This window comes from Providencia sp. UF-224 (assembly GCF_058245955.1).
Window position 1 is genome coordinate 35,651 of record NZ_JBSICC010000017.1, and the last position, 21,290, is coordinate 56,940.

Annotated in this window: 23 protein-coding genes; 14 read left to right on the plus strand and 9 right to left on the minus strand. The window is 42.7% G+C overall.

What is annotated here, in order from left to right; all coding sequences use genetic code 11:
- Window positions 1-2 precede the first annotated feature (2 nt).
- Window positions 3-350, plus strand: coding sequence for a gamma-glutamylcyclotransferase family protein (locus AC4IFO_RS15535; RefSeq protein WP_206083200.1), 348 nt, complete (start codon window positions 3-5; stop codon window positions 348-350).
- 128 nt (window positions 351-478) lie between these two features.
- On the opposite strand, the gene ppa is transcribed toward AC4IFO_RS15535, so the two are convergent.
- Entirely contained in the window at window positions 479-1,009 is a 531-nt protein-coding gene (gene ppa / locus AC4IFO_RS15540) for an inorganic diphosphatase (RefSeq protein ID WP_353244079.1), read from the minus strand.
- A gap of 211 nt (window positions 1,010-1,220) precedes the next feature.
- Window positions 1,221-2,228, minus strand: a complete 1,008-nt coding sequence (gene fbp / locus AC4IFO_RS15545) for a class 1 fructose-bisphosphatase (RefSeq protein ID WP_490735699.1) — start codon at window positions 2,226-2,228, stop codon at window positions 1,221-1,223.
- Between the two features lie 165 nt (window positions 2,229-2,393).
- On the opposite strand from fbp, the gene mpl reads away from it, so the two are divergent.
- On the plus strand, window positions 2,394-3,776 hold the full coding sequence (mpl, locus tag AC4IFO_RS15550; RefSeq protein WP_490735701.1) for a UDP-N-acetylmuramate:L-alanyl-gamma-D-glutamyl-meso-diaminopimelate ligase: 1,383 nt from the start codon (window positions 2,394-2,396) through the stop codon (window positions 3,774-3,776).
- A 41-nt stretch (window positions 3,777-3,817) separates the two neighbouring features.
- Here the strand turns inward: mpl and AC4IFO_RS15555 are convergent, their stop codons facing one another.
- Window positions 3,818-4,240: a DUF6122 family protein gene (locus AC4IFO_RS15555; protein WP_490735703.1), complete on the minus strand. Its 423-nt coding sequence runs from the start codon at window positions 4,238-4,240 to the stop codon at window positions 3,818-3,820.
- Window positions 4,241-4,327: 87 nt separating this feature from the next.
- The gene (argR, locus tag AC4IFO_RS15560) at window positions 4,328-4,798 is read right to left on the minus strand and encodes a transcriptional regulator ArgR (protein ID WP_369309029.1); all 471 of its coding nucleotides are present in this window, start codon (window positions 4,796-4,798) and stop codon (window positions 4,328-4,330) included.
- A 495-nt stretch (window positions 4,799-5,293) separates the two neighbouring features.
- Between argR and mdh the strand changes: the two genes are divergently transcribed.
- Complete coding sequence (mdh, locus tag AC4IFO_RS15565; protein ID WP_273827108.1) at window positions 5,294-6,232, plus strand: malate dehydrogenase; 939 nt, start codon at window positions 5,294-5,296, stop codon at window positions 6,230-6,232.
- 87 nt (window positions 6,233-6,319) lie between these two features.
- Here mdh and AC4IFO_RS15570 read toward each other — a convergent pair whose 3' ends face one another.
- The gene (locus AC4IFO_RS15570; protein WP_225820571.1) at window positions 6,320-7,294 is read right to left on the minus strand and encodes a LysR family transcriptional regulator; all 975 of its coding nucleotides are present in this window, start codon (window positions 7,292-7,294) and stop codon (window positions 6,320-6,322) included.
- A gap of 170 nt (window positions 7,295-7,464) precedes the next feature.
- On the opposite strand from AC4IFO_RS15570, the gene AC4IFO_RS15575 reads away from it, so the two are divergent.
- A complete protein-coding gene (locus AC4IFO_RS15575) occupies window positions 7,465-8,751 on the plus strand; it encodes an amino acid permease (protein WP_490735706.1) in 1,287 nt (428 codons plus the stop codon).
- A gap of 25 nt (window positions 8,752-8,776) precedes the next feature.
- Window positions 8,777-9,949, plus strand: coding sequence for a cystathionine beta-lyase (gene metC / locus AC4IFO_RS15580; RefSeq protein ID WP_490735708.1), 1,173 nt, complete (start codon window positions 8,777-8,779; stop codon window positions 9,947-9,949).
- 87 nt (window positions 9,950-10,036) lie between these two features.
- Here metC and AC4IFO_RS15585 read toward each other — a convergent pair whose 3' ends face one another.
- Entirely contained in the window at window positions 10,037-10,309 is a 273-nt protein-coding gene (locus AC4IFO_RS15585) for a helix-turn-helix domain-containing protein (RefSeq protein WP_490735710.1), read from the minus strand.
- 514 nt (window positions 10,310-10,823) lie between these two features.
- On the opposite strand from AC4IFO_RS15585, the gene AC4IFO_RS15590 reads away from it, so the two are divergent.
- On the plus strand, window positions 10,824-11,186 hold the full coding sequence (locus AC4IFO_RS15590) for a DNA-binding protein (protein ID WP_490735712.1): 363 nt from the start codon (window positions 10,824-10,826) through the stop codon (window positions 11,184-11,186).
- 120 nt (window positions 11,187-11,306) lie between these two features.
- Window positions 11,307-11,669 carry a DNA-binding protein gene (locus AC4IFO_RS15595; RefSeq protein ID WP_490735714.1) on the plus strand — a complete coding sequence of 121 codons (363 nt, stop codon included), beginning with the start codon at window positions 11,307-11,309 and terminating at the stop codon, window positions 11,667-11,669.
- Between the two features lie 34 nt (window positions 11,670-11,703).
- Here AC4IFO_RS15595 and ispB read toward each other — a convergent pair whose 3' ends face one another.
- Window positions 11,704-12,675: an octaprenyl diphosphate synthase gene (gene ispB / locus AC4IFO_RS15600; protein WP_490735716.1), complete on the minus strand. Its 972-nt coding sequence runs from the start codon at window positions 12,673-12,675 to the stop codon at window positions 11,704-11,706.
- 335 nt (window positions 12,676-13,010) lie between these two features.
- Between ispB and rplU the strand changes: the two genes are divergently transcribed.
- The 3 genes from rplU to cgtA all read left to right on the plus strand — a co-directional run bounded on the left by rplU (window position 13,011) and on the right by cgtA (window position 14,936).
- Window positions 13,011-13,319, plus strand: coding sequence for a 50S ribosomal protein L21 (gene rplU / locus AC4IFO_RS15605; protein WP_004905925.1), 309 nt, complete (start codon window positions 13,011-13,013; stop codon window positions 13,317-13,319).
- 19 nt (window positions 13,320-13,338) lie between these two features.
- A complete protein-coding gene (gene rpmA, locus AC4IFO_RS15610) occupies window positions 13,339-13,596 on the plus strand; it encodes a 50S ribosomal protein L27 (RefSeq protein ID WP_004246250.1) in 258 nt (85 codons plus the stop codon).
- 164 nt (window positions 13,597-13,760) lie between these two features.
- Entirely contained in the window at window positions 13,761-14,936 is a 1,176-nt protein-coding gene (gene cgtA, locus AC4IFO_RS15615; protein WP_490735718.1) for an Obg family GTPase CgtA, read from the plus strand.
- A 60-nt stretch (window positions 14,937-14,996) separates the two neighbouring features.
- On the opposite strand, the gene dacB is transcribed toward cgtA, so the two are convergent.
- A complete protein-coding gene (gene dacB, locus AC4IFO_RS15620; protein WP_490735720.1) occupies window positions 14,997-16,445 on the minus strand; it encodes a serine-type D-Ala-D-Ala carboxypeptidase in 1,449 nt (482 codons plus the stop codon).
- A gap of 245 nt (window positions 16,446-16,690) precedes the next feature.
- On the opposite strand from dacB, the gene greA reads away from it, so the two are divergent.
- The gene (gene greA / locus AC4IFO_RS15625; protein WP_219244883.1) at window positions 16,691-17,167 is read left to right on the plus strand and encodes a transcription elongation factor GreA; all 477 of its coding nucleotides are present in this window, start codon (window positions 16,691-16,693) and stop codon (window positions 17,165-17,167) included.
- 118 nt (window positions 17,168-17,285) lie between these two features.
- On the opposite strand, the gene yhbY is transcribed toward greA, so the two are convergent.
- Window positions 17,286-17,579: a ribosome assembly RNA-binding protein YhbY gene (yhbY, locus tag AC4IFO_RS15630; RefSeq protein ID WP_004905914.1), complete on the minus strand. Its 294-nt coding sequence runs from the start codon at window positions 17,577-17,579 to the stop codon at window positions 17,286-17,288.
- Window positions 17,580-17,714: 135 nt separating this feature from the next.
- Between yhbY and rlmE the strand changes: the two genes are divergently transcribed.
- The 3 genes from rlmE (at window position 17,715) to folP (ending at window position 21,290) form a co-directional block, all read left to right on the plus strand.
- The gene (rlmE, locus tag AC4IFO_RS15635; protein ID WP_004905912.1) at window positions 17,715-18,344 is read left to right on the plus strand and encodes a 23S rRNA (uridine(2552)-2'-O)-methyltransferase RlmE; all 630 of its coding nucleotides are present in this window, start codon (window positions 17,715-17,717) and stop codon (window positions 18,342-18,344) included.
- Between the two features lie 57 nt (window positions 18,345-18,401).
- The gene (ftsH, locus tag AC4IFO_RS15640; protein ID WP_490735766.1) at window positions 18,402-20,387 is read left to right on the plus strand and encodes an ATP-dependent zinc metalloprotease FtsH; all 1,986 of its coding nucleotides are present in this window, start codon (window positions 18,402-18,404) and stop codon (window positions 20,385-20,387) included.
- Window positions 20,388-20,453: 66 nt separating this feature from the next.
- Window positions 20,454-21,290: a dihydropteroate synthase gene (gene folP, locus AC4IFO_RS15645; protein WP_490735723.1), complete on the plus strand. Its 837-nt coding sequence runs from the start codon at window positions 20,454-20,456 to the stop codon at window positions 21,288-21,290.

Consider the following 21,290-nt stretch of genomic DNA (forward strand, 5'->3'; position numbering starts at 1 on the left):
TTATGCGTGTAATTGTTTATGGCAGCTTAAGACAAAAGCAAGGAAATCATCACTGGATGACTTATGCTCAATTGTTAGGTGAGCATAAGCTAGAAGGCTATGAACTGTATGATCTTGGATTTTATCCCGCTGTGGTGAAAGGCGATGGCGCAATTGAGTGCGAAGTGTATCGCATCAATCCATCGATTTTAACCGAGCTAGATGAGCTTAAGAAAAACTCTCAGGATTATGTAAGAGAGTTAATCCCAACGCCATATGGCAATGCTTGGATTTATCTATATAAGCATTCGGTTGATGGCCTGCGCCAAATTAAAAGCGGCGACTGGCTCAAACGTGATGAAGAAAAATAACCACACACTATTTTGTTGAGTGGACAATGTGCAGTACGCCGGCAATATAGCCGGCGTTTTTACATTTAAAGGCATAAAAAAAGCTCTGGGGTTAGCCAGAGCCTTCAATCATATTCCCTGAGAGGAAATTATTTTTTTGCAGCGCGTTCGAAAGAGGCAACGATTTCCGCTTTCGCAGCTTCTACGTTATCCCAACCGTCAACTTTAACCCACTTACCTTTTTCTAAGTCTTTGTAATGTTCAAAGAAGTGAGTGATTTGAGCTTTCAGTAACTCAGGGATATCGTTCACATCTTTAATGTGATCGTATTCTTTGCTCAGTTTAGTGTGTGGAACCGCCACTAATTTTGCATCTTCACCTGATTCGTCGGTCATTTTCAGGACGCCAACTGGGCGGCAACGAATGACTGAACCCGGTTGTAATGGGTATGGCGTTGGGACTAACACGTCAACTGGGTCACCATCTAAAGACAGTGTGTTGTTGATATAACCGTAGTTGCACGGATAGAACATCGCTGTTGACATGAAACGGTCTACAAACAGCGCGCCAGATTCTTTATCAACTTCGTATTTGATAGGATCTGCGTTAGCTGGAATTTCGATGATAACGTAGATATCTTCTGGCAGATCTTTACCTGCCGGTACATTGTTCAGGCCCATTTAAATGCATCCTTTGTGTGAATAATGAATTTACCCGCTGACTATTAACGTATTGATTAAATAGTGTTAGTTATTGACTTTCAAGTCACTCACTTTTTCGGGTAGATAGCGTGGGGGACATTATAGCCGTAAAAAGGGGCAAAACTCACTAGTTGGCGAAAAAAAGGGACAAAAAAGGCGGGAAACCCCGCCTGAGCATCAGTGAATTGGATTATTCAGCGTCTGGGAATTCACGCATGAATGATTCAGCTTTCTCCACCATGGACTCAGTTCCGACGAAGAACGGGGCACGCTGGTGTAATTCACTTGGGATGAGGTCTAAAATACGGTTCGCACCATCGCTTGCTTTACCGCCAGCTTGTTCAGCTAAGAATGCAATTGGGTTGCACTCATACAGTAGACGCAGTTTTCCATTCGGGTGACTTGCCGTGCTTGGGTAGATGTAGATACCCCCTTTGAGCAAGTTACGGTGGAAGTCTGCCACTAAAGAGCCAATATAGCGTGTGGTATAAGGACGGTTTGTTGCTTTATCTTCTTCTTGGCAGTATTTAATGTACTTTTTAACGCCCATAGGGAACTTGATGTAGTTACCTTCGTTAATGGAATACATTTTACCTTCCGATGGGAACATGACTTTCTCATGGGATAAGCAGAACACGCCTAAAGATGGGTCATAAGTAAACGCATGTACGCCAACACCTGTGGTATAAACCAACATGGTTGATGAGCCGTAAACAACGTAACCCGCAGCAACTTGGCGGTTACCTGGTTGCAGGAAGTCTGCTTCAGTCACAGGTTGGCCAATTGGCGTAATACGGTGGTAAATTGAGAAAATTGTCCCGACGGAAACGTTTACATCAATATTCGAAGAACCATCAAGTGGGTCCATTAATACGACATATTTTGCGTTTTCTGCACGGTCTCCTTCGAAAATGACAATTTCGTCTTCTTCTTCAGAGGCGATACCGGCGACTTCTCCGCGTGCTTTTAGGGCCGCTTTCAGTTTTTCGTTTGCATACAGGTCAAGCTTCATCTGGACTTCACCTTGAATATTCGACACACCATTAGTGCCAAGAATATCGACGAGTCCAGCTTTGTTAATATCACGATGGATAATTTTAGCGCCCAGTTTAATCGCTGACAGTAATGACGTCAGCTCACCTGTTGCATGAGGAAAATCTTGTTGCTTTTCGACGATGAATTCGCCTAATGTTTTCATGACGAAGGTCCTGAATAAAATTGACAAAGGTTTTGCGGGACGATTATACCCCGCGCGGGGGAGAGTTTAACTAAATAAAAAAAAGATTAATAGGTTAATGCATTTATAAACCTGCTATTGATGGGTAGAATAGTGACAAACCTCATGCTAATTGGATGAAAAAGAATGCACATACATATTTTAGGTATATGCGGTACCTTTATGGGAAGCTTGGCGATATTGGCGCGATCTTTAGGCCATAAAGTGACGGGCTCGGATGCGAATGTTTATCCACCGATGAGCACATTGCTTGAAAATCAAGGTATTGAGCTTATTCAAGGTTATGATCCGGCTCAGCTCGAACCGATTCCAGATATGGTAGTGATTGGCAATGCCATGACACGCGGTAACCCCTGTGTTGAAGCCGTATTAGAACGAGGTTTACCTTACACTTCAGGTCCTCAGTGGTTACATGACCACGTATTGCCTGAGCGTTGGGTACTGGCTGTGGCAGGAACGCACGGTAAAACCACAACCGCAGGAATGCTCGCGTGGATTTTAGAAGATTGCGGCTACAAACCAGGCTTCTTGATTGGTGGTGTACCGGGTAATTTTGATGTGTCCGCCAAGCTAGGCGAAAGCCCATTCTTTGTCATTGAAGCCGATGAATATGATTGTGCCTTCTTTGATAAACGCTCGAAATTTGTGCATTACAGCCCGAAAACGTTGGTCTTAAACAACCTTGAATTCGACCATGCGGATATTTTCGAAAATCTTGAAGCAATCCAAAAACAATTTCATCACCTTGTTCGTATCGTGCCTGCCAGTGGCAAAATCTTCACCCCAGACAATGACAATCATTTAAAACAAGTGATTGGCATGGGTTGTTGGAGTGAGCAAGAGCTGGTGGGCGGTGAGCATGGCGAATGGCAAGCAGTGAAGCTAAATCACGATGGCAGCCACTTTGAAGTGTATTATCAGCAAGAAAAAGTGGGTGAAGTTTCTTGGCAGCAAGTGGGCAACCACAATATCCAAAATGGTTTGATGGCGATTGCTGCGGCTCACCATGTTGGTGTGCCTGCGAAAGAAGCTTGCATCGCATTGGATAAATTTATCAATGCACGCCGACGCCTTGAATTGCGTGGTGTGGAAAATGGTGTGAGTGTGTATGATGATTTTGCTCACCACCCAACCGCCATTTTGGCAACACTCGAAGCGTTACGCAGTAAAGTGGGCGGGACTTCTCGCATTATTGCCGTGTTAGAGCCTCGTTCCAATACCATGAAACTGGGCGTGAATAAAAATGATATCGCCCCAGCTTTAGGCCGTGCTGATGAAGTCTTTTTATTCCAACCGGCGAATATTCCGTGGATGGTGACTGACATCGCTGAGAAATGCGTGCAACCTGCTCGCTGGAGTGCGGATATTGAGGCCCTAACCAATATGGTGATTGAGACTGCGCAGCCCGGTGACCATATCCTCGTGATGAGCAACGGTGGTTTTGAAGGCATCCATGGGAAATTGCTGGCAGGCTTAAAAGCCAAAGCAGAAACTGAAGTGGATGAGTAAGTTAGCCTACAGATAATAGGTTAGATAGACCCCAGTGTTCATTAAGATAGCTGGGGTTTTTTTATGTCTGATGTGTTGAATGGGCATTGGTCTATCACCCAGCTTAATGTCACTGGGCTATTCATTTCTTTTTTTAAGCTGCCCATATAGCAATCGAGGGAATCGGTAAAAAGATGGAACAAGCACCCGACCGCCACTGCTTTGAGTTTCCACGATGGCATAAACAGCAATACAACATAGGCAATCGCAGCCCAGAGGGAATGAAGAGGGTGGAAGCCAATACCACAACGCTCAGGGTCGAAAATAGGGGTTGCTAGTAAGTGGTCTAAATCGATCGCCATCGTCGCAATCATAATCAACGCAGCTAACTTCCAGTTTTTTCGCCAAAACAGATATGCAAACAAAATGGGCATCAAAAAATGAAAGCCGTAATGCACAATATTGCGAAAAATGTCGAATAGCACGGTAGAGCCCCTAATCTTTGGCTTAAATAAAAAGAGGGAAAGTCGATGCTTTTCCCCCTTAGTGTTACATCAAGCGATTGATGTAACTTAGAGCTCTTGTTCGAACAACGCTAAAATTGCTTCGTATAGCTCTTTTGTCGTGAAGTTATTCGCAGGTGTAGAGAATATTGTATCATCCCCAGCAATACTGCCTAAAATGCCTTCTGCTTTACCTAATGAATCCAGTAAGCGAGCAATTAATTGGGCTGCACCTGGGCTGGTTCGAATCACCACAACCGATGGGTTGTAATCGATATCCAAAACGAGGTTTTTCAATGGGCTGGTGGCTGTCGGCACACCGGGCTCAGCTGGCAGGCAATACACCATTTCCATTTTCGCATTACGAGTGCGAACGGCACCAAACTTGGTGAGCATTCTGGAAATTTTAGATTGATTAATGTTTTCGTAGCCTTCTTCCTGCAAAGCCGTGACAATTTCAGCCTGAGAGCTAAATTTTTCTTCTTTGAGTAGGGCTTTAAAAGCCTTAACTAAGTCTTCTTGTTTAGACGGAGTGCGCATAATTAACCCATTCATCGGCATTAAACTAAGTTGTATTATCCGTAAAAGTGCATTTTTATGCAACAAAATTGCGTTATGATGATTTAATAATCAATGATAACGGAACCTTTAAGGTTTTATGTTATTCCGTTTTCAGCGTGAATGGTTAATTTATCTTAAATAGTTAGTATTAAACATTAGCATAATAGATCAATGAATTTAGCTTATAAAAGTTGTAACTTTATTGTTAACAAAATGGTTTTTGCTTGAATAATGAACAGGAAAAACCACTTATTGTGCGAAAAGCAATAGTGAGAAAAACTATTTGTTAAAAAAGTGCCCGTTATCTCATTAACAGATAAGGAATTTGTTTAGAATGATGGCAATTAGTCGACAAATTCTCTAGCGTTAAACTCTCTCTCTATCTGTTAAGAAATTGTTTTTTATACGTAATGTGTTGAGTGTATAAACAAATAAAGTGATATCTTTTTAAAGTACAAATTAAGGAGTTTCAGAATGAAAGTTGCAGTCCTAGGTGCAGCAGGTGGTATCGGTCAGGCTCTCGCCCTTCTTCTCAAAAACCAGCTTCCAGCCGGTTCAGAACTCTCCCTCTACGACATCGCACCGGTTACTCCAGGTGTTGCTGCTGACTTAAGTCACATCCCAACGGATGTTAAAGTGACGGGTTTTGCGGGTGAAGATGCGAAACCTGCTCTTAAAGGTGCAGATATTGTTCTTATCTCTGCGGGTGTTGCGCGTAAACCAGGCATGGACCGTTCAGACCTGTTTAACATCAACGCAGGCATCGTTCGTAACCTGGTTCAACAAATTGCAGAAACTTGCCCGAAAGCATTAATCGGTATCATCACTAACCCAGTGAACACCACCGTTGCAATCGCTGCTGAAGTTCTGAAAAAAGCCGGTGTATACGACAAAAACCGTTTATTCGGTGTGACCACATTAGATATCATTCGTTCTAATACTTTTGTTGCTGAATTAAAAGGCAAAAACGTCAACGATGTCGAAGTGCCAGTTATCGGTGGTCACTCTGGTGTGACAATTCTGCCTCTGTTATCACAAATTGAAGGCGTAAGCTTCTCTGATGACGAAATCGCAGCGCTGACAAAACGTATCCAAAACGCAGGTACTGAAGTTGTTGAAGCAAAAGCAGGTGGCGGATCAGCGACTCTGTCTATGGGCCAAGCAGCAGCACGTTTAGGTTTATCTTTAATTCGTGGCCTGCAAGGTGAAAGCAACGTGGTTGAGTGTGTTTACACTGAAGGCGAAGGCCAACATGCACGTTTCTTCGCACAACCGGTTGTTTTAGGTAAAAACGGTATCGAAAAACACCTGCCAATCGGCAAATTAAGTGCATTTGAAGAAAAAGCGCTGAAAGATATGTTAGATGTCCTAAAAGCGGATATCGAATTAGGTGAAAAATTCATTAATGGCTAATGCCAATTAATTTTTCCTAATCGAAAAGGTTGAGTTTTTTATTAAACTCAACCTTTTTAGTTTCTGCACGATTATTACGAAGCATGACTATGAGGCGTGCTGGCGCATCCAATGATCCCAATGTGGGTCTGATGGTATTTTTTCCACTAAAAAATCAATAAACGTTCTGATTTTCGGTGAATGCGTATGCGCAGGGTGGTATAAAGCGTACAGCGCAAACGGGGTTGATTTCGGGTCGTAATCCAGCAAAACAGGGATCAGTTCCCCATTTTCAATATAATTGCCTAACATATACGTGGGTAAACAAACGATACCTTGATGGCAACGCGCGGCTTCTAATAAGCCTAAGCTGCTGTTCACCTCAATCATATTATTTATTTCCAAAGGATAGGCGCTACCGTCTTTATCTGTCATTCGCCATGTGTCAGGAATATTTGGGTTAATTAAGCAATTATGTGATGCGATATCGGCAGGGGATTGCGGAATGCCATAACGCTCGAAATAGGTTCGGCTACCGCAATATACCCAATTAATATTGCAAATTTTCCGTAATGCGAAATTCTCAGGTGGGTGGCTGGTAATACGCAACGCAATATCAAAATCCACCTCATTTAAATTAATCAGCTCATCATTAAGATCAACGGATAAACTGACTTTGGGATTTGTTTCGCGGTATTCGCTATATATTTGCATTAAATGGCAGACACCAAATGCAATGGAACAAGTGATCTTTAATTGCCCTTGAGCGTGTTGATAAAAGCTAGCAGTATTAATCAGTGAGTCATCAAGATCAGCCAATAAATTTTGCGATCGTTGCAATAAATAGCGCCCTGCATCGGTTAAAATAAAATTTCGGGTTGTACGCTTTAGCAAGACGACGCCCAGTTGATCCTCTAGCTGCTGTAGCCCTCGACTGACGGATGATGGCGTTACATTCAGCTTTTTTGCAGCTAGGCTAAAGCTATTACATTCGACGATTTTGATGAATAACTCCAAATGTCGAAAAATCGCGTAGCTGTCAATTTTTGCTTTGAACGCAAAAGTGTTTTTATTTATTAGCATTGTCCTGCCCTATCAAACCCGTTTATTCCAGCATACTATAATTGTGAATTTATCGCAGTTTGCTCGCGTCACACCAGTATTAAAAAATGGCGATAATAGAATTAACGCCGACAAATAATGTTGTTCCTAACTTTTTTAATAATTAAATCTATAACGTTGAGGAATAGACTATGTCTAATAGTATTCAGGCAAGTGCAGGTAATCCGATTGATACCAAAAAAATCCCTTTTACAAAATATGATGTGGGTTGGGTAGTTTTATGTATTGGAATGGCGATTGGCTCAGGAATTGTATTTATGCCTGTGCAAATCGGTATTAAAGGTATTTGGGTGTTTATTGCCGCCACGATGCTTTCTTATCCCGCCATATATTGGCTACAAAATTTATATCTCAGAACCTTATCAGAGTCTGAAGAATGTAATGACTATGCGAGTGTTATTACACAATACTTAGGTAAAAACTGGGGGATAGCATTAGGGATAGCGTATTTCTTAATGCTATTGCACGGCATGTTTTCTTATTCATTAGCTGTGACCTTCGACAGCGCCTCGTATATTAAAACCTTTGGGTTAACCGAGGGGCTATTATCTGATTCGGTTTGGTATGGTTTGATTATTATTACGGTACTAGTGGCGATAGCGGCTCAAGGGGAAAGACTGCTGTTTAAAGTGTCTGGCCCAATGGTTATCGTGAAATTTGGTATCATTGTGCTGCTTGGTGTTGTAATGGTGCCATATTGGAACTTTGCCAATATCACCGCATTTCCTGATTTTCTTCCATTTATGCGAGATGTTTTCTTAACGCTGCCATTTACGTTATTTTCTATATTATTTGTACAAATCTTAAGTCCAATGAACATTGCCTATCGTAAGGTTGAAAGCGATAAACGTATTGCCACTTATCGAGCAATACGGGCTAACCGAGTGGCATATATTATTTTAGCGGTTGCTGTCTTGTTCTTTGCGTTTTCTTTTACTTTCTCAATTAGCCATGAACAAGCAGTCTCTGCTTTTGAGCAAAATATCTCTGCATTAGCGATTGCCGCACAGGTTATACCCGGTGCCGTGGTGAAAGTGATGACGGCATTGCTGAATATTTTTGCTATCTTAACGGCATTCTTAGGGATTTACTTGGGCTTCCAAGAAGCGATAAAAGGCATCGTGGTGAATATCCTCACTCGATTCATGCCTGAAGAGCGTATTAACCAAACGGTATTACACTATGGTGTATGTTTAGGGGTGATCATCGCGCTGTGGTTCTGGGTTTCAACACGATTCTCCATCCTGTTCTTTATGCAGTTAGGTGGCCCATTGTTTGGTATCGTTTCTTGCCTGATCCCTTGCTATCTTGTTTACAAAGTGCCTGCACTACACAAATTTAAAGGCCCAACAGTGTGGTTCATCATCTTCTTTGGTGTGCTGTTATGCCTATCGCCATTCTTTAAGTTTTTCGAATAAATAATGATGTTGATGAGAGGATCTCATGAAGAAAAAAGCAGTTTCTGAGTTTCATGTTGATACACAAGTGACCCAGCTTGGAAGAGACCCAGCGAAACAAGCTGGGTTCGTAAACGCTCCCGTTTATCGTGGTTCGACGGTGGTGTTCCCAACGGTTGATGCCTTAATCAACGATAGAGCAGAATTTAACTACGGTACTGCGGGTACACCAACGATTAAACAGCTTGAGCAAGCGTGGTCTGTTCTTGCTGGCGCTGAAGGTACAGTGTTATCACCGTCAGGGTTAGGGGCAATTGTCTTAGCCTTGTTGACGACACTGAAAACGGGCGACCACTTACTGATGCCTGATAGCGTTTATCGGCCAACCCGCAAATTTTGCCATGGGTTACTGGATAAAATGGGGATAGAGACCACTTATTATGACCCGATGATAGGTGCAGAGATTGAAACACTCGTACGGCCAAATACCAGCACCATTTTTTTAGAATCTCCGGGTTCCCAAAGTTTTGAAATTCAAGATGTTCCAGCGATTGTTAACGTTGCGAAGCGGCATAATATTGCCACTATCATCGATAACACATGGGCGACGCCTTTGTTTTTTAAAGCCCATGAACTGGGGTGTGATATTTCATTAGAAGCCGGAACTAAATATTTAGGCGGACATTCTGACTTGCTGATGGGGATTGTTTCTGCAAATCAAGCGTGGTGGCCAAAACTACGTGAAACGTATGATTACATGGCGATGTTGCCGGGAGCGGAAGACTGTTTTCTGGCTTTACGCGGCATGAGAACGCTACCGATTCGCTTAAAAGAAGCCCAAGAAAGAGCATTGGACATAGCCCACTGGCTACAAGAGCGCCCTGAAGTTATTCGAATTTTACATCCTGCATTTCCTGATTGCCCGGGGCATGAAATTTGGAAACGGGATTTCACTGGGTCATCAGGGTTATTTTCTATCGTGTTAGACCCGAAATATACTCAAGCGGATATTGCAAAAATGCTTGATGGGTTATCCATTTTTGGTATGGGTTATTCATGGGGCGGTTTTGAAAGCTTAATTATTCCATTTAATTGCGCGGAATATCGCACAGTCACCCATTGGGATCCGGGAGGTCCTACATTGCGACTTCAAATTGGTTTAGAAAATCTGGATGATTTAAAACAAGACTTGGCTGACGGTTTTGCGCGTATGCAATAATATTCTCTTTATTGAATAATGATAAAAAGATAAAGCCGTGAATAAATACATTTTTATTCACGGCTTTATAGTTATTTTCATTTGGTTTTAATCTTCCTCTGTCGTTTTTTCTCTTACCTTCCTTTCTAATAAATCACCAGTAATCGGGTCATAATAGCGGCTAGGCCAGATTTCAGATGGGTGGATCCCTAAAAAATTGGCAATAATCCATTCTCCTTTAGGCCATGGACGTGAAAGGGCATTCGCAAGCGTTGAAGAACTCAGCCCTGCTTCACGTGAAATAGCCGCAAGAGTCGTCCCGCGCTTACGTAATGCTGCGATGATATCTGCTGGGTGCCAGTCTGACTTCCGTAAAATCATTTTTTAGTCCTTTTTTCATTCAGAATCATGTAGAGTTAATGGTACGAGTAACGGGATATTGTGATACATTCAATACAATCGTCCTGTTATAGGAAATAAAATAACAGAAATTTCCCAAAATAATTTCTTATTTTTTCTTAAAATCCTATTTTATGAAACTATCGTGGTTTTTGTGAAATCAAATAGAAAGCTAGAATTAATAACTGTGAATTAAGATAAAACTTTGAAAATAAAACTAACTCTTTCGAGTTAGTATTGGGATGGACGTATTTACTGTTGCTCGTTACTTGTATTGGTAATATAACTAATTTACGCAATAAAATTACTTAAATTATTAGCGAGTAAATTATTTAATTATCTGTTATTAAAAGAAATTAGAACACAAATAACATATGTCATTTGTATATTATTATTTCCTGTTATTAATAAAATGAATAGGTTAACGGTTTTTAAGAAAATATAGATAGTTTTCAGCAACTATAAATACATTGTCATCAGGACTAGGAGGGTCAGTATGTACAAGGAATGGCTAACAGCAAAAGAGTTAGTTGGGTTGCATGGGCTTCCTATGACAACTCAAGGTATTAATGCCATGGCTAGGCGTGAAAATTGGACTTGTCGCAAAAGAAAAGGTGTTCAAGGCAAGGCGCTGGAATACCACATTAGTTCTCTACCTATCGATATTTTTGAAGGCCAGTTTGTGAGTGAAGTTTCGCCAATTTATCAGGTAAAACGAAATGACAATTCGTTTATTTGGCAAGAAGCTTACAACCAACTTTCCCATGATGAGCGTGAGGTGATTTTAGCCTTCATTATACGCGAAGGGGCGTTAGCACTAATTGATTTAATTAATAAAAAGCCATTTACAAATACTTAATTTGTAAATAATTAATTATATAAAAATAATATTATATTTAGTCTAAATCTTTTTTTAACAGATGACAGTTTGGTAAAGCTGCAACAGCAGATTTCATAATATAAGCGTGAAAGTGAAGATATGAAAAAATTGTGGTTCACTGCGAAAGAGCTCGCAGGGCTAGAAGGTCTCCCCACCTCGCCACAGGGAGTTAACCTCATGGCGAGACGAGAAGGCTGGAAAAATCGACGAAAGCGAGGCGTTCAAGGTAAAGCTGTTGAGTATTATATTGAAAGCCTACCGAGTGAAATTCAAGGCCAATTAAACTTATACGAGCCATCAGTGCCTTATCAAAGCCAACGAACAGATGCATTACAAATCTGGTCTGAAGCTTACTATCAACTGACAGAGACCGAGCGCAATAAAATCGTTAAATACATTTTGCGTTACGGACTATCTTCACTTCTGGCACAGATAGCGGAAGACGAAAAAGGGGAAAAATAACTTTCCCCTTTTCTTAAGCAGTTTATAGCGAGTTTTAGGAATGACGTTGGATAGCGATATGAGCAAGCCCAATTAAAGCTTCTTTATAAATAGAATCATCAATGGCATTTAATGCATCAATCGCTTTTTGTGCTTCTTGCTGTGCACGTGCATAGGTGTACTCAAGTGAACCGCACCGTTTCATCGTTGCTAAAACAGTCTCTAACAAGTGACGTCCATTGCCCTGTTCAATAGCTTGGCGAATCAATGCAGACTCTTCTTCATTTCCATTTTGCATGGCGTGAAGAAGAGGAAGCGTTGGCTTACCTTCGTCGAGGTCATCGCCCGTATTTTTACCTAACTGAGCGTTATCAGCGTCATAATCCAATAAATCGTCAATTAATTGGAAGGCTGTGCCAATGTAACGGCCATAATCCTGTAATGCTTTTTCTTGCTCAGACGTTGCATTCGCTAAAATAGCGGATGCGTGAGCCGCAGCTTCGAATAAACGTGCCGTTTTACTGTAGATGACTTGCATGTAGTTTTCTTCAGTAATATTCGGATCATTACAGTTCATCAGCTGTAAGACTTCGCCTTCTGCGATCACATTAGTGGCTTCAGACATGAGCTTGAGGACGCGCATCGAATCAAGATCCGTCATCATCTGGAAGGATCGTGTGTAAATAAAGTCACCCACTAGCACACTTGCAGCGTTACCAAACACCGCATTTGCGGTTTGTTTTCCACGACGCATGTCCGATTCATCAACAACATCATCATGCAATAATGTTGCGGTATGGATGAATTCGATCAAGGCTGCAACTTGGGTATGTTTATGCCCAGAGTAGCCTAAGGATCTTCCAGCCAGTATCGCGATCATTGGGCGGATCCTTTTGCCTCCACCACTGACAATGTAATAACCAAGCTGGTTAATTAGCGCAACATCTGAATTCAATTGACTGAGGATGGCTTCGTTTACCGCTGACATATCCTCAGTTGTTAGTTCAATAATAGATTCTAAATTCATCGTAATTTATTCATATTATTAGTTTTTGGTTCATTCCCTGAATAGTAAAATGGGAGACCGAATAGAACACTTATACCATTAGCATAACATTATTAATAATAAGATTATCAGGTGTGATGCAAAAAATGTTTAAATAAGTAACAATTTGAGTTATTGGCACTAAATCAGTACTAAAAAGAGGTTGTTGAGAAAAAAGTCGTATTTTTTGTCATCTAACCGCATTATTGGCTTGTGTTCTGATGCTTTTTTGCGTAGAATTCGCGCCCTATTGTGAATATTTTATAGCGTGCTCTGGAATTGAAATATTTAGCGAGTACGCGGAAAGCGGAGTTAATATGTACGCGGTTTTCCAAAGTGGTGGTAAACAACACCGAGTTAGCGAAGGTCAAACTGTCCGCCTAGAAAAGCTGGACATCGCAACAGGTGAAACTGTTGAATTTGATCAAGTTTTAATGGTTGCTAATGGCGATGAGATCCAAATCGGCGCTCCTGTCGTTGAAGGCGTTAAAGTGAAAGCGGAAGTGGTTGCACACGGTCGTGGCGAGAAAGTTAAAATCGTCAAATTCCGTCGTCGTAAACATAGCCGTAAACAACAGGGTCATCGTCAGTGGTTCACTGATGTTAAGATCACTGTCATCGCTTAAGATTTAGGAGAGCAGATTAATGGCACATAAAAAGGCTGGTGGTTCGACTCGTAACGGTCGTGACTCAGAAGCAAAACGTTTAGGTGTTAAACGTTTTGGTGGTGAAGCTGTATTAGCAGGTAGCATCATCGTTCGTCAACGTGGTACTAAGTTCCACGCAGGCACCAACGTAGGTTGTGGCCGTGACCACACTCTGTTCGCATTAGCGGATGGTAAAGTGAAATTTGAAGTTAAAGGTCCAAACAATCGTAAATTTATCAGCATCGAAGCTGAATAAGTTTTCTGATCTTTAATTCAGACTTAAAGCCCTGCAAAACTTTTTGCGGGGCTTTTTATATTCAGATATTTGATCTTTAATGAACTACACACGTATTAAAGATGCACCATCTCTGAGTAGAACAGCCATCCAGCGTTATGCGGCTCAGAAGCGGAGAGAGAATTATGAAATTTGTAGATGAAGCCAAAATATTGGTCGTGGCAGGAGATGGTGGCAATGGTTGTGTCAGCTTCCGCCGTGAAAAATACATCCCGAAAGGGGGACCTGACGGTGGTGACGGTGGCGATGGTGGGGACGTTTACTTACAAGCAGACGAAAACCTCAACACGTTAATCGATTACCGCTTTGAAAAATCATTCCGTGCAGAACGTGGTCAAAATGGCCAAAGCCGTGAATGTACAGGTAAACGTGGTCAAGATATCACGGTTAAAGTGCCGATAGGAACGCGTGTACGCGATCTTGGCACTAACGAAGTACTTTGTGACATGACGCGTCATGAACAGCGCCACATGGTCGCTAAGGGCGGTTTCCATGGCCTCGGAAATACCCGTTTTAAATCATCAGTAAACCGTGCTCCGCGCCAACGTACCATGGGTACGAAAGGTGAGACACGCGAAATACTGTTAGAATTGATGCTGTTAGCAGATGTTGGGATGTTGGGAATGCCTAATGCAGGTAAATCCACCTTCATTCGTTCTGTTTCTGCGGCAAAACCCAAAGTGGCAGACTATCCGTTTACCACATTAGTGCCAAGCTTAGGTGTGGTGCGTATGGACAACGAGCAAAGCTTCGTTGTGGCGGATATCCCGGGGTTGATCGAAGGGGCTGCGGAAGGTGCAGGTCTTGGGATCCAATTCCTGAAACACTTAGAACGTTGCCGCGTCTTGCTGCACCTGATCGACATTTGCCCGATCGATGAATCTGATCCTGTTGAAAATGCGAAGATCATTGTCAGCGAATTAGAAAAATACAGTGAAAAATTGGCAGCGAAACCACGTTGGTTAGTCTTCAACAAGATTGATATCTTAGGCGAAGAAGAATCTGCGGCACGTGCAGCTGAGATTGCCAAAGCAATGGGCTGGGAAGATAAATTCTATATGATTTCAGCAGTTAACCATGAAGGTGTGAAAGCACTGTGCTGGGATATCATGGAGTTTATGAATACTCAACCACGTGATATGGCAACGACTGAAGATGTGCAGCAACCAGAGAAAGTTGAATTCATGTGGGATGATTACCACAAAGAGCAACTTTCTGGCGCTGAAGATGTTGATGATGACTGGGATGATGATTGGGATGAAGATGACGACGAAGGTGTCGAAATCATTTACCAAAAATAATTTATCTTAGAAATACAAAAAGGCGCAAAAGCGCCTTTTTTAATGAATGAAACTTAGCAATTAGTTGTTTTTATACAGGTCTTTATATAACCGACTTTCGAAACGAACTAAGGGTACTCTGCGGCTACGTTGTTGGCTTTGTGGAACCGCATAAGCAGAGATAAACTGCACGAATGCAACGCGTTGCCCGCTCGCGGTGGTAATAAAGCCGGCGAGGTTATATACCCCTTGCAATGCCCCTGTTTTTGCTGAAACTTTCCCATTTACACCCGCTTCGTCGAAGCCACCGCGGTAGCGCAATGTGCCATCGTGACCTGCGAGAGGGAGCATGGAAATGAAATCAAGCTGTTGATCATTTTTGGCAATAAACTGGAGGATCTCCATCATCGTTGCTGGCGTGATCAAGTTGTGGCGCGAAAGCCCAGATCCATCCACCATTACGGTATTACCAAGATCGATCCCCGCTTTTTGTTTCAGCACTTGCCGGACAGCATCGGATCCTGATCGCCAAGTTCCCGGAACGCCATAATATTCACGACCAATTGTCCGAAAAACAGTATCAGCAATCATGTTGTCGGATTTTTTCAGCATCACTTTAAGTAAGTCATGGAGTGGTTTAGATTCTGTTTTAACCAACACTTGTGATTGTGCGGTTGGCTGTGTGCGTTTTTTGACATTGCCAGTGAGCTCAATGCCAGCAGTTTTTAATTCATTTTTGACAATCGCCCCTGAGTAGCTCGCCCCATTTTGCACTGCAAAAGCGAGTGGAAGCGGTTCACTGCGCTGGGTCAAGCAGCCTGTTAAGGTATAGCGGTTTAATTCCCCAGGCACGACGTCTAATTCACAGTAACGTGCTTCTGGCGAGCCCTTCGCGAGTGTTTTAACTTCGCTGAACATATTCACAGGGTAAAAATTGGCGGTTTTGATGAACGCCATATCCCCAGCGCGTTCGGCTGGATAAAGCGAAACTGAAAAGCAATTTCGGTCAATGATTGCAGCGGCTGGCGGGGCACTAAAGCACTGGGTCATATCATTCCACACCCAACCTGGCGCTTTATCGTGGCTGGCGAAGGCAGAAATATCGACAATTAAGTCACCCTCGACCTTGTGGATACCAATTTGCTTCAGCGCATTTGCCATATTACGAATTTGTTGGCGGGTGAGGGTTGGGTCGCCACTAAAGCGAATCACTAAATCCCCCGATAGCGTATTATTATTCAGTTTGGCGCTGGTTTCGAAATTGGTGACAAAACGGTAGTCTGGCCCTAGTTGCAGCAACGCGGCGAGAGCAGTAACGACTTTTTGTGTACTTGCAGGGAGCGCCATTTGTTGTGCATTATAGTCAATCAATGGGGTATTACTTCCCACTTTCTGCGCGACCAGAGCGAGGTTAGTGCCGTCTGGCAAGTGTTGCTTGTACTCATCAATAGGGATAGCAAAAACTTGGCTACTGGCTAAGGTAATCCCAAAAGTGAGTATCCATTTTCTGGTTAAGTTAAGTAATGACATAGATTTCACGCATTAAAGTGGACATACTGCACATACTAAAGTGTAATGCCTTATAAAGTAAACGATGACCCGTTATTAAGTCTCAGTTAAAATAACGTACATTATGATAAGATAAATGAGTACATGAGTCTGATTGAGTTATTTACTTAGAGCCCCCCTGATTTTCAGAGGTGTTCGGTGTACTGTTGTTACAAAATCAGGAAGATACTTGTTTTTAGATAGGATTGAAACCGAGGTATTTATTAATGAAACAGATCCCGATGACGGTATTTGGTGCGGACAAACTAAGAGAGGAACTTGAGTTCCTGAAATCTGTCCGCCGCCCAGAAATCATTGCGTCCATTGCCGAAGCGCGTGAACACGGTGATTTAAAAGAAAATGCGGAATATCATGCAGCTCGTGAGCAGCAAGGTTTTTGTGAAGGCCGTATTCAAGAAATCGAAGGGAAACTTTCACACGCACAAGTTATTGATGTGACCAAAATGGTCAACAATGGTCGCGTGATTTTCGGTGCAACAGTAACGGTATTGAATGTTGATACTGATGAAGAGCTGACGTATCGTATTGTGGGTGATGACGAAGCGGATATTAAAGTGAATTTAATTTCTGTTAACTCGCCGATAGCGCGCGGTTTGATTGGGAAAGAGGTCGATGATGCGGTCTCAATCAAAACCCCAGGCGGAGATGTCGAGTTCGAAATTCTTAAAGTTGAGTATATCTGATTCCTATTTCCCTGAATTAGCTATATTATTTCCCTGATTTAAAGAAAAAGGCCGCAGGCGGCCTTTTTCTTCATATAAAACGTGCTTTCAATGGCATTTTTATATAAATGATGGGTTATTATTTAGGTAAAATGATTTTGCGATCTGCCGACGGGCGATAGATGACAAGAATTTTACCAATAATTTGTACATTTACTGCACCAGTTTCGCGAACAATCGCATCAGCGATCAAATTTTTGGTATCACGATCTTCGCCTGCGATTTTGACTTTGATAAGCTCATGATGGGCTAATGAAAGTTCAATCTCGGCTAAGACACCTTCGGTTAAGCCGTTGTTGCCAATCATAACAACAGGGTTTAAGTGGTGAGCGAGACTTTTTAGGTGCTGAATTTGTTTTTTATTAAGATTCATCGATTTTTTGCTTGGTTAGTATTGAAAATGGCTTATTCTACCGCCATCTGATATCTATCACCATCAATTATATCTGTTCGATGGTAAAGAAGCAGCAATATCGTTGTAGATCTTTTAGTATAGTTGGAAAGCACAATGGCCAATAAAAAACGTTCGGCAAGCTCAAGTCGCTGGTTGCAAGAACATTTTAGTGATAAATATGTTCAGCAAGCACAAAAGAAAGGGTTACGCTCACGTGCATGGTTTAAACTGGAGGAAATCCAGCAAGGTGATAAAATTTTTAAACCAGGTATGACCGTTGTTGATTTAGGTGCCGCCCCGGGGGGCTGGTCACAATACGTTGTTAGTCAAATAGGTCATAATGGTCGAGTGATTGCATGTGACTTATTACCGATGGACCCAATCGTTGGCGTTGATTTCCTGCAAGGGGATTTTCGTGACGAAGCAGTGCTCGCCGCTTTGCTAGAACGAGTAGGCGACAAAAAAGTACAGGTGGTCATGTCTGACATGGCGCCAAATATGAGTGGGACACCGGCTGTTGATATACCTCGCTCTATGTATCTGGTTGAATTAGCATTGGATATGTGCCGTGCAGTATTGGCACCTGGAGGAAGTTTCATTGTTAAAGTGTTTCAGGGAGAAGGCTTTGACGACTACCTTAGGGATATCCGTTCCCTGTTTACGAAAGTAAAAGTTCGTAAACCTGAATCTTCGCGGGCTCGATCGCGTGAAGTATACATTGTAGCGACAGGACTAAAACTATAGTACCCTGAGCGTTATTTGTTAACACAGTTGTAATATGAGGTTAATCCCTTGAGTGACATGGCGAAAAACCTGATTCTCTGGTTAGTCATCGCAGTTGTTCTGATGTCCTTGTTCCAGAGTTTTGGCCCAAGCGATTCGAATAGTCGCAGAGTTGATTATTCAACGTTTATCAATGAGTTAGCCCAGGATCAGGTACGTGAAGTTCGTATCACAGGTCGTGAATTGAACGTCAGAAAGGCTGATAATAGCCGCTATACAACTTATCTTCCTATGCAGGACGAGAAGTTGTTAGACACCATGCTGAACAAGCATGTAACTGTCGTTGGTGAACCACCAGAAGAACCTAGCTTACTGACATCTATTTTCATTTCCTGGTTCCCAATGCTTCTGTTGATTGGTGTCTGGATTTTCTTTATGCGCCAAATGCAAGGCGGCGGCGGCAAAGGGGCAATGTCATTCGGCAAAAGTAAAGCCCGCATGCTGACAGAAGATCAGATCAAAACAACATTTGCAGACGTTGCTGGGTGTGACGAAGCCAAAGAAGAAGTAGGTGAGATTGTTGAGTTCCTGCGCGAACCGGCTCGCTTCCAAAAACTTGGCGGTAAAATTCCTAAAGGCGTCCTGATGGTAGGCCCTCCAGGTACGGGTAAAACCTTACTTGCGAAAGCTATCGCAGGCGAAGCTAAAGTGCCATTCTTCACCATTTCGGGTTCCGACTTCGTCGAAATGTTTGTGGGTGTGGGTGCTTCGCGTGTTCGTGATATGTTCGAACAAGCGAAAAAAGCAGCGCCTTGTATCATATTTATCGATGAAATCGATGCCGTGGGTCGCCAACGTGGTGCCGGTTTAGGTGGTGGTCACGATGAACGTGAGCAAACCCTGAACCAGATGCTGGTTGAGATGGACGGTTTCGAAGGCAACGAAGGGATTATTGTTATCGCGGCAACCAACCGTGCAGACGTTCTTGACCCTGCGTTATTACGTCCAGGCCGTTTTGACCGTCAGGTCGTCGTTGGTTTACCAGACGTACGTGGCCGTGAACAAATCCTGAAAGTGCATATGCGTCGTGTGCCTATCGACCCAAGCGTAGACACATTCATTCTTGCTCGTGCAACACCTGGTTTCTCAGGTGCTGAATTAGCAAACTTGGTTAACGAAGCTGCACTGTTTGCTGCTCGCGCAAATATGCGTGTCGTTTCCATGGTTGAATTTGAAAAAGCGCGTGACAAAATTTGGATGGGTGCAGAGCGTCGTTCTCTGATGATGACCGAAGAGCAAAAAGAATCAACGGCTTACCACGAAGGTGGCCACATGATTATCGGTCACTTAATGCCAGAGCATGACCCTGTTCACAAAGTTACCATCGTTCCTCGTGGTCAAGCATTGGGTGTGGCGTTCTTCTTACCAGAAGGTGATGAAGTGAGTCGTAGCCGCTTGAAACTCGAAGGTATGATTGCAACGGCATATGCAGGTCGTATTGCCGAAGAACTGATTTATGGTCGTGAAAAAGTCACTACAGGTGCTTCTTCCGATATTCAGTTTGCAACCAATACAGCACGTAACATGGTGACACAGTGGGGCTTTTCAGACCGTTTAGGCCCAATGCAATACTCGAAAGAAGAAGGTCCTGCATTCTTAGGTCGTTCTTCCGGTAATGGTTCTGGGATTTCTGATGAAACAGCACGCATCGTTGATGAAGAAATCAAGAAAATCTTAGACCACTGTTACCAACTGGCTTACAAAACGCTGGAAGACAATATCGATATTCTGCATGCAACGAAAGATGCATTGCTGAAATATGAAACTATCGATATGCCAATGATTGATGATTTAATGAATCGTCGTCCAGTGCGTGAACCTGCGGGTTGGGATGAGGACAAAAAAGTCAGCAATGTGACAGGAACATTTGGTAAAGGTCCATCAAATGTTGAGAAAACAGCTGAAAAACCTCAACCTGAAGAACCTCAGAACAGTGCTGAAGAGCCAAGCAATAACTCTGATGAATCTAATCCATCGGATAATAACGATAACAAGCCGCAATAAGCTGTCGTTAAAATAAATCATAAAGCCCCAGTTCGCTGGGGTTTTTTTCGTTAAGGAAAAATAAATATGCATATCAAAGCCAGAGGCCGCCTCCTTGACTTATCTACCCCACAAGTGATGGGGATTTTGAATGTCACTCCTGATTCATTTTCAGATGGTGGCACTCATAATCGTTATCATGATGCGTTAGAGCATGTCGCTAAGATGGTGCAAGAAGGCGCGACGATTATCGATATCGGTGGTGAATCAACACGTCCTGGTGCTGCTGAGGTTTCAGTGAGTGAAGAGCTAGACCGTGTTGTGCCTGTCGTGGAAGCCATTGCTAAGCGGTTTGATGTGTGGATTTCTGTTGATACTTCAAAAGCGCAGGTGATGGCCGAAGCGGCGAAAGCCGGTATGCATATCATCAATGATATTCGTTCACTCCATGAACCCGACGCGTTAAGCGTGGCCGCGCAAACGGGCTTGCCTGTGTGCATTATGCACATGCAAGGCCAGCCAAGAACCATGCAAGAAGCGCCAGATTATGAAAATGTGGTGCGCGAAGTTCAAACCTATCTTGAAGGCGAAATTACCCGTTGTGTGGCTGCGGGTATTGAGCGGCAGCAAATAATCCTTGATCCAGGCTTTGGATTTGGTAAGAACTTGTCGCATAATTACCAATTATTGGCAAACTTAGAACAATTTCATAATTTCGGACTACCGCTATTGGCAGGGATGTCACGTAAATCTATGATTGGACAATTATTGAATGTTCCACCGCAAGAACGCCTCGCGGGTAGCCTCTCTTGTGCAGTGATTGCAGCAATGCAAGGCGCTCATATCATTCGCGTCCATGATGTGAAAGAAACCGTACAAGCGATGCAAGTGGTGCAGATGACTCTGTCAGAAAAGGAAAAATAA

Excerpts from the sequence above, each read along its gene's own strand:
- rpmA (WP_004246250.1), top strand. The coding sequence starts at position 13,339 with ATGGCACATAAAAAGGCTGGTGGTTCGACTCGTAACGGTCGTGACTCA.
- ftsH (WP_490735766.1), top strand. The coding sequence starts at position 18,402 with ATGGCGAAAAACCTGATTCTCTGGTTAGTCATCGCAGTTGTTCTGATG.
- mdh (WP_273827108.1), top strand. The coding sequence starts at position 5,294 with ATGAAAGTTGCAGTCCTAGGTGCAGCAGGTGGTATCGGTCAGGCTCTC.
- folP (WP_490735723.1), top strand. The coding sequence starts at position 20,454 with ATGCATATCAAAGCCAGAGGCCGCCTCCTTGACTTATCTACCCCACAA.
- fbp (WP_490735699.1), bottom strand. The coding sequence starts at position 2,228 with ATGAAAACATTAGGCGAATTCATCGTCGAAAAGCAACAAGATTTTCCT.
- AC4IFO_RS15590 (WP_490735712.1), top strand. The coding sequence starts at position 10,824 with ATGTACAAGGAATGGCTAACAGCAAAAGAGTTAGTTGGGTTGCATGGG.
- rlmE (WP_004905912.1), top strand. The coding sequence starts at position 17,715 with ATGGCCAATAAAAAACGTTCGGCAAGCTCAAGTCGCTGGTTGCAAGAA.
- yhbY (WP_004905914.1), bottom strand. The coding sequence starts at position 17,579 with ATGAATCTTAATAAAAAACAAATTCAGCACCTAAAAAGTCTCGCTCAC.
- metC (WP_490735708.1), top strand. The coding sequence starts at position 8,777 with ATGAAGAAAAAAGCAGTTTCTGAGTTTCATGTTGATACACAAGTGACC.
- AC4IFO_RS15585 (WP_490735710.1), bottom strand. The coding sequence starts at position 10,309 with ATGATTTTACGGAAGTCAGACTGGCACCCAGCAGATATCATCGCAGCA.
- AC4IFO_RS15575 (WP_490735706.1), top strand. The coding sequence starts at position 7,465 with ATGTCTAATAGTATTCAGGCAAGTGCAGGTAATCCGATTGATACCAAA.
- dacB (WP_490735720.1), bottom strand. The coding sequence starts at position 16,445 with ATGTCATTACTTAACTTAACCAGAAAATGGATACTCACTTTTGGGATT.
- greA (WP_219244883.1), top strand. The coding sequence starts at position 16,691 with ATGAAACAGATCCCGATGACGGTATTTGGTGCGGACAAACTAAGAGAG.
- mpl (WP_490735701.1), top strand. The coding sequence starts at position 2,394 with ATGCACATACATATTTTAGGTATATGCGGTACCTTTATGGGAAGCTTG.
- cgtA (WP_490735718.1), top strand. The coding sequence starts at position 13,761 with ATGAAATTTGTAGATGAAGCCAAAATATTGGTCGTGGCAGGAGATGGT.
- ispB (WP_490735716.1), bottom strand. The coding sequence starts at position 12,675 with ATGAATTTAGAATCTATTATTGAACTAACAACTGAGGATATGTCAGCG.
- AC4IFO_RS15595 (WP_490735714.1), top strand. The coding sequence starts at position 11,307 with ATGAAAAAATTGTGGTTCACTGCGAAAGAGCTCGCAGGGCTAGAAGGT.
- argR (WP_369309029.1), bottom strand. The coding sequence starts at position 4,798 with ATGCGCACTCCGTCTAAACAAGAAGACTTAGTTAAGGCTTTTAAAGCC.
- ppa (WP_353244079.1), bottom strand. The coding sequence starts at position 1,009 with ATGGGCCTGAACAATGTACCGGCAGGTAAAGATCTGCCAGAAGATATC.
- AC4IFO_RS15570 (WP_225820571.1), bottom strand. The coding sequence starts at position 7,294 with ATGCTAATAAATAAAAACACTTTTGCGTTCAAAGCAAAAATTGACAGC.
- AC4IFO_RS15535 (WP_206083200.1), top strand. The coding sequence starts at position 3 with ATGCGTGTAATTGTTTATGGCAGCTTAAGACAAAAGCAAGGAAATCAT.
- rplU (WP_004905925.1), top strand. The coding sequence starts at position 13,011 with ATGTACGCGGTTTTCCAAAGTGGTGGTAAACAACACCGAGTTAGCGAA.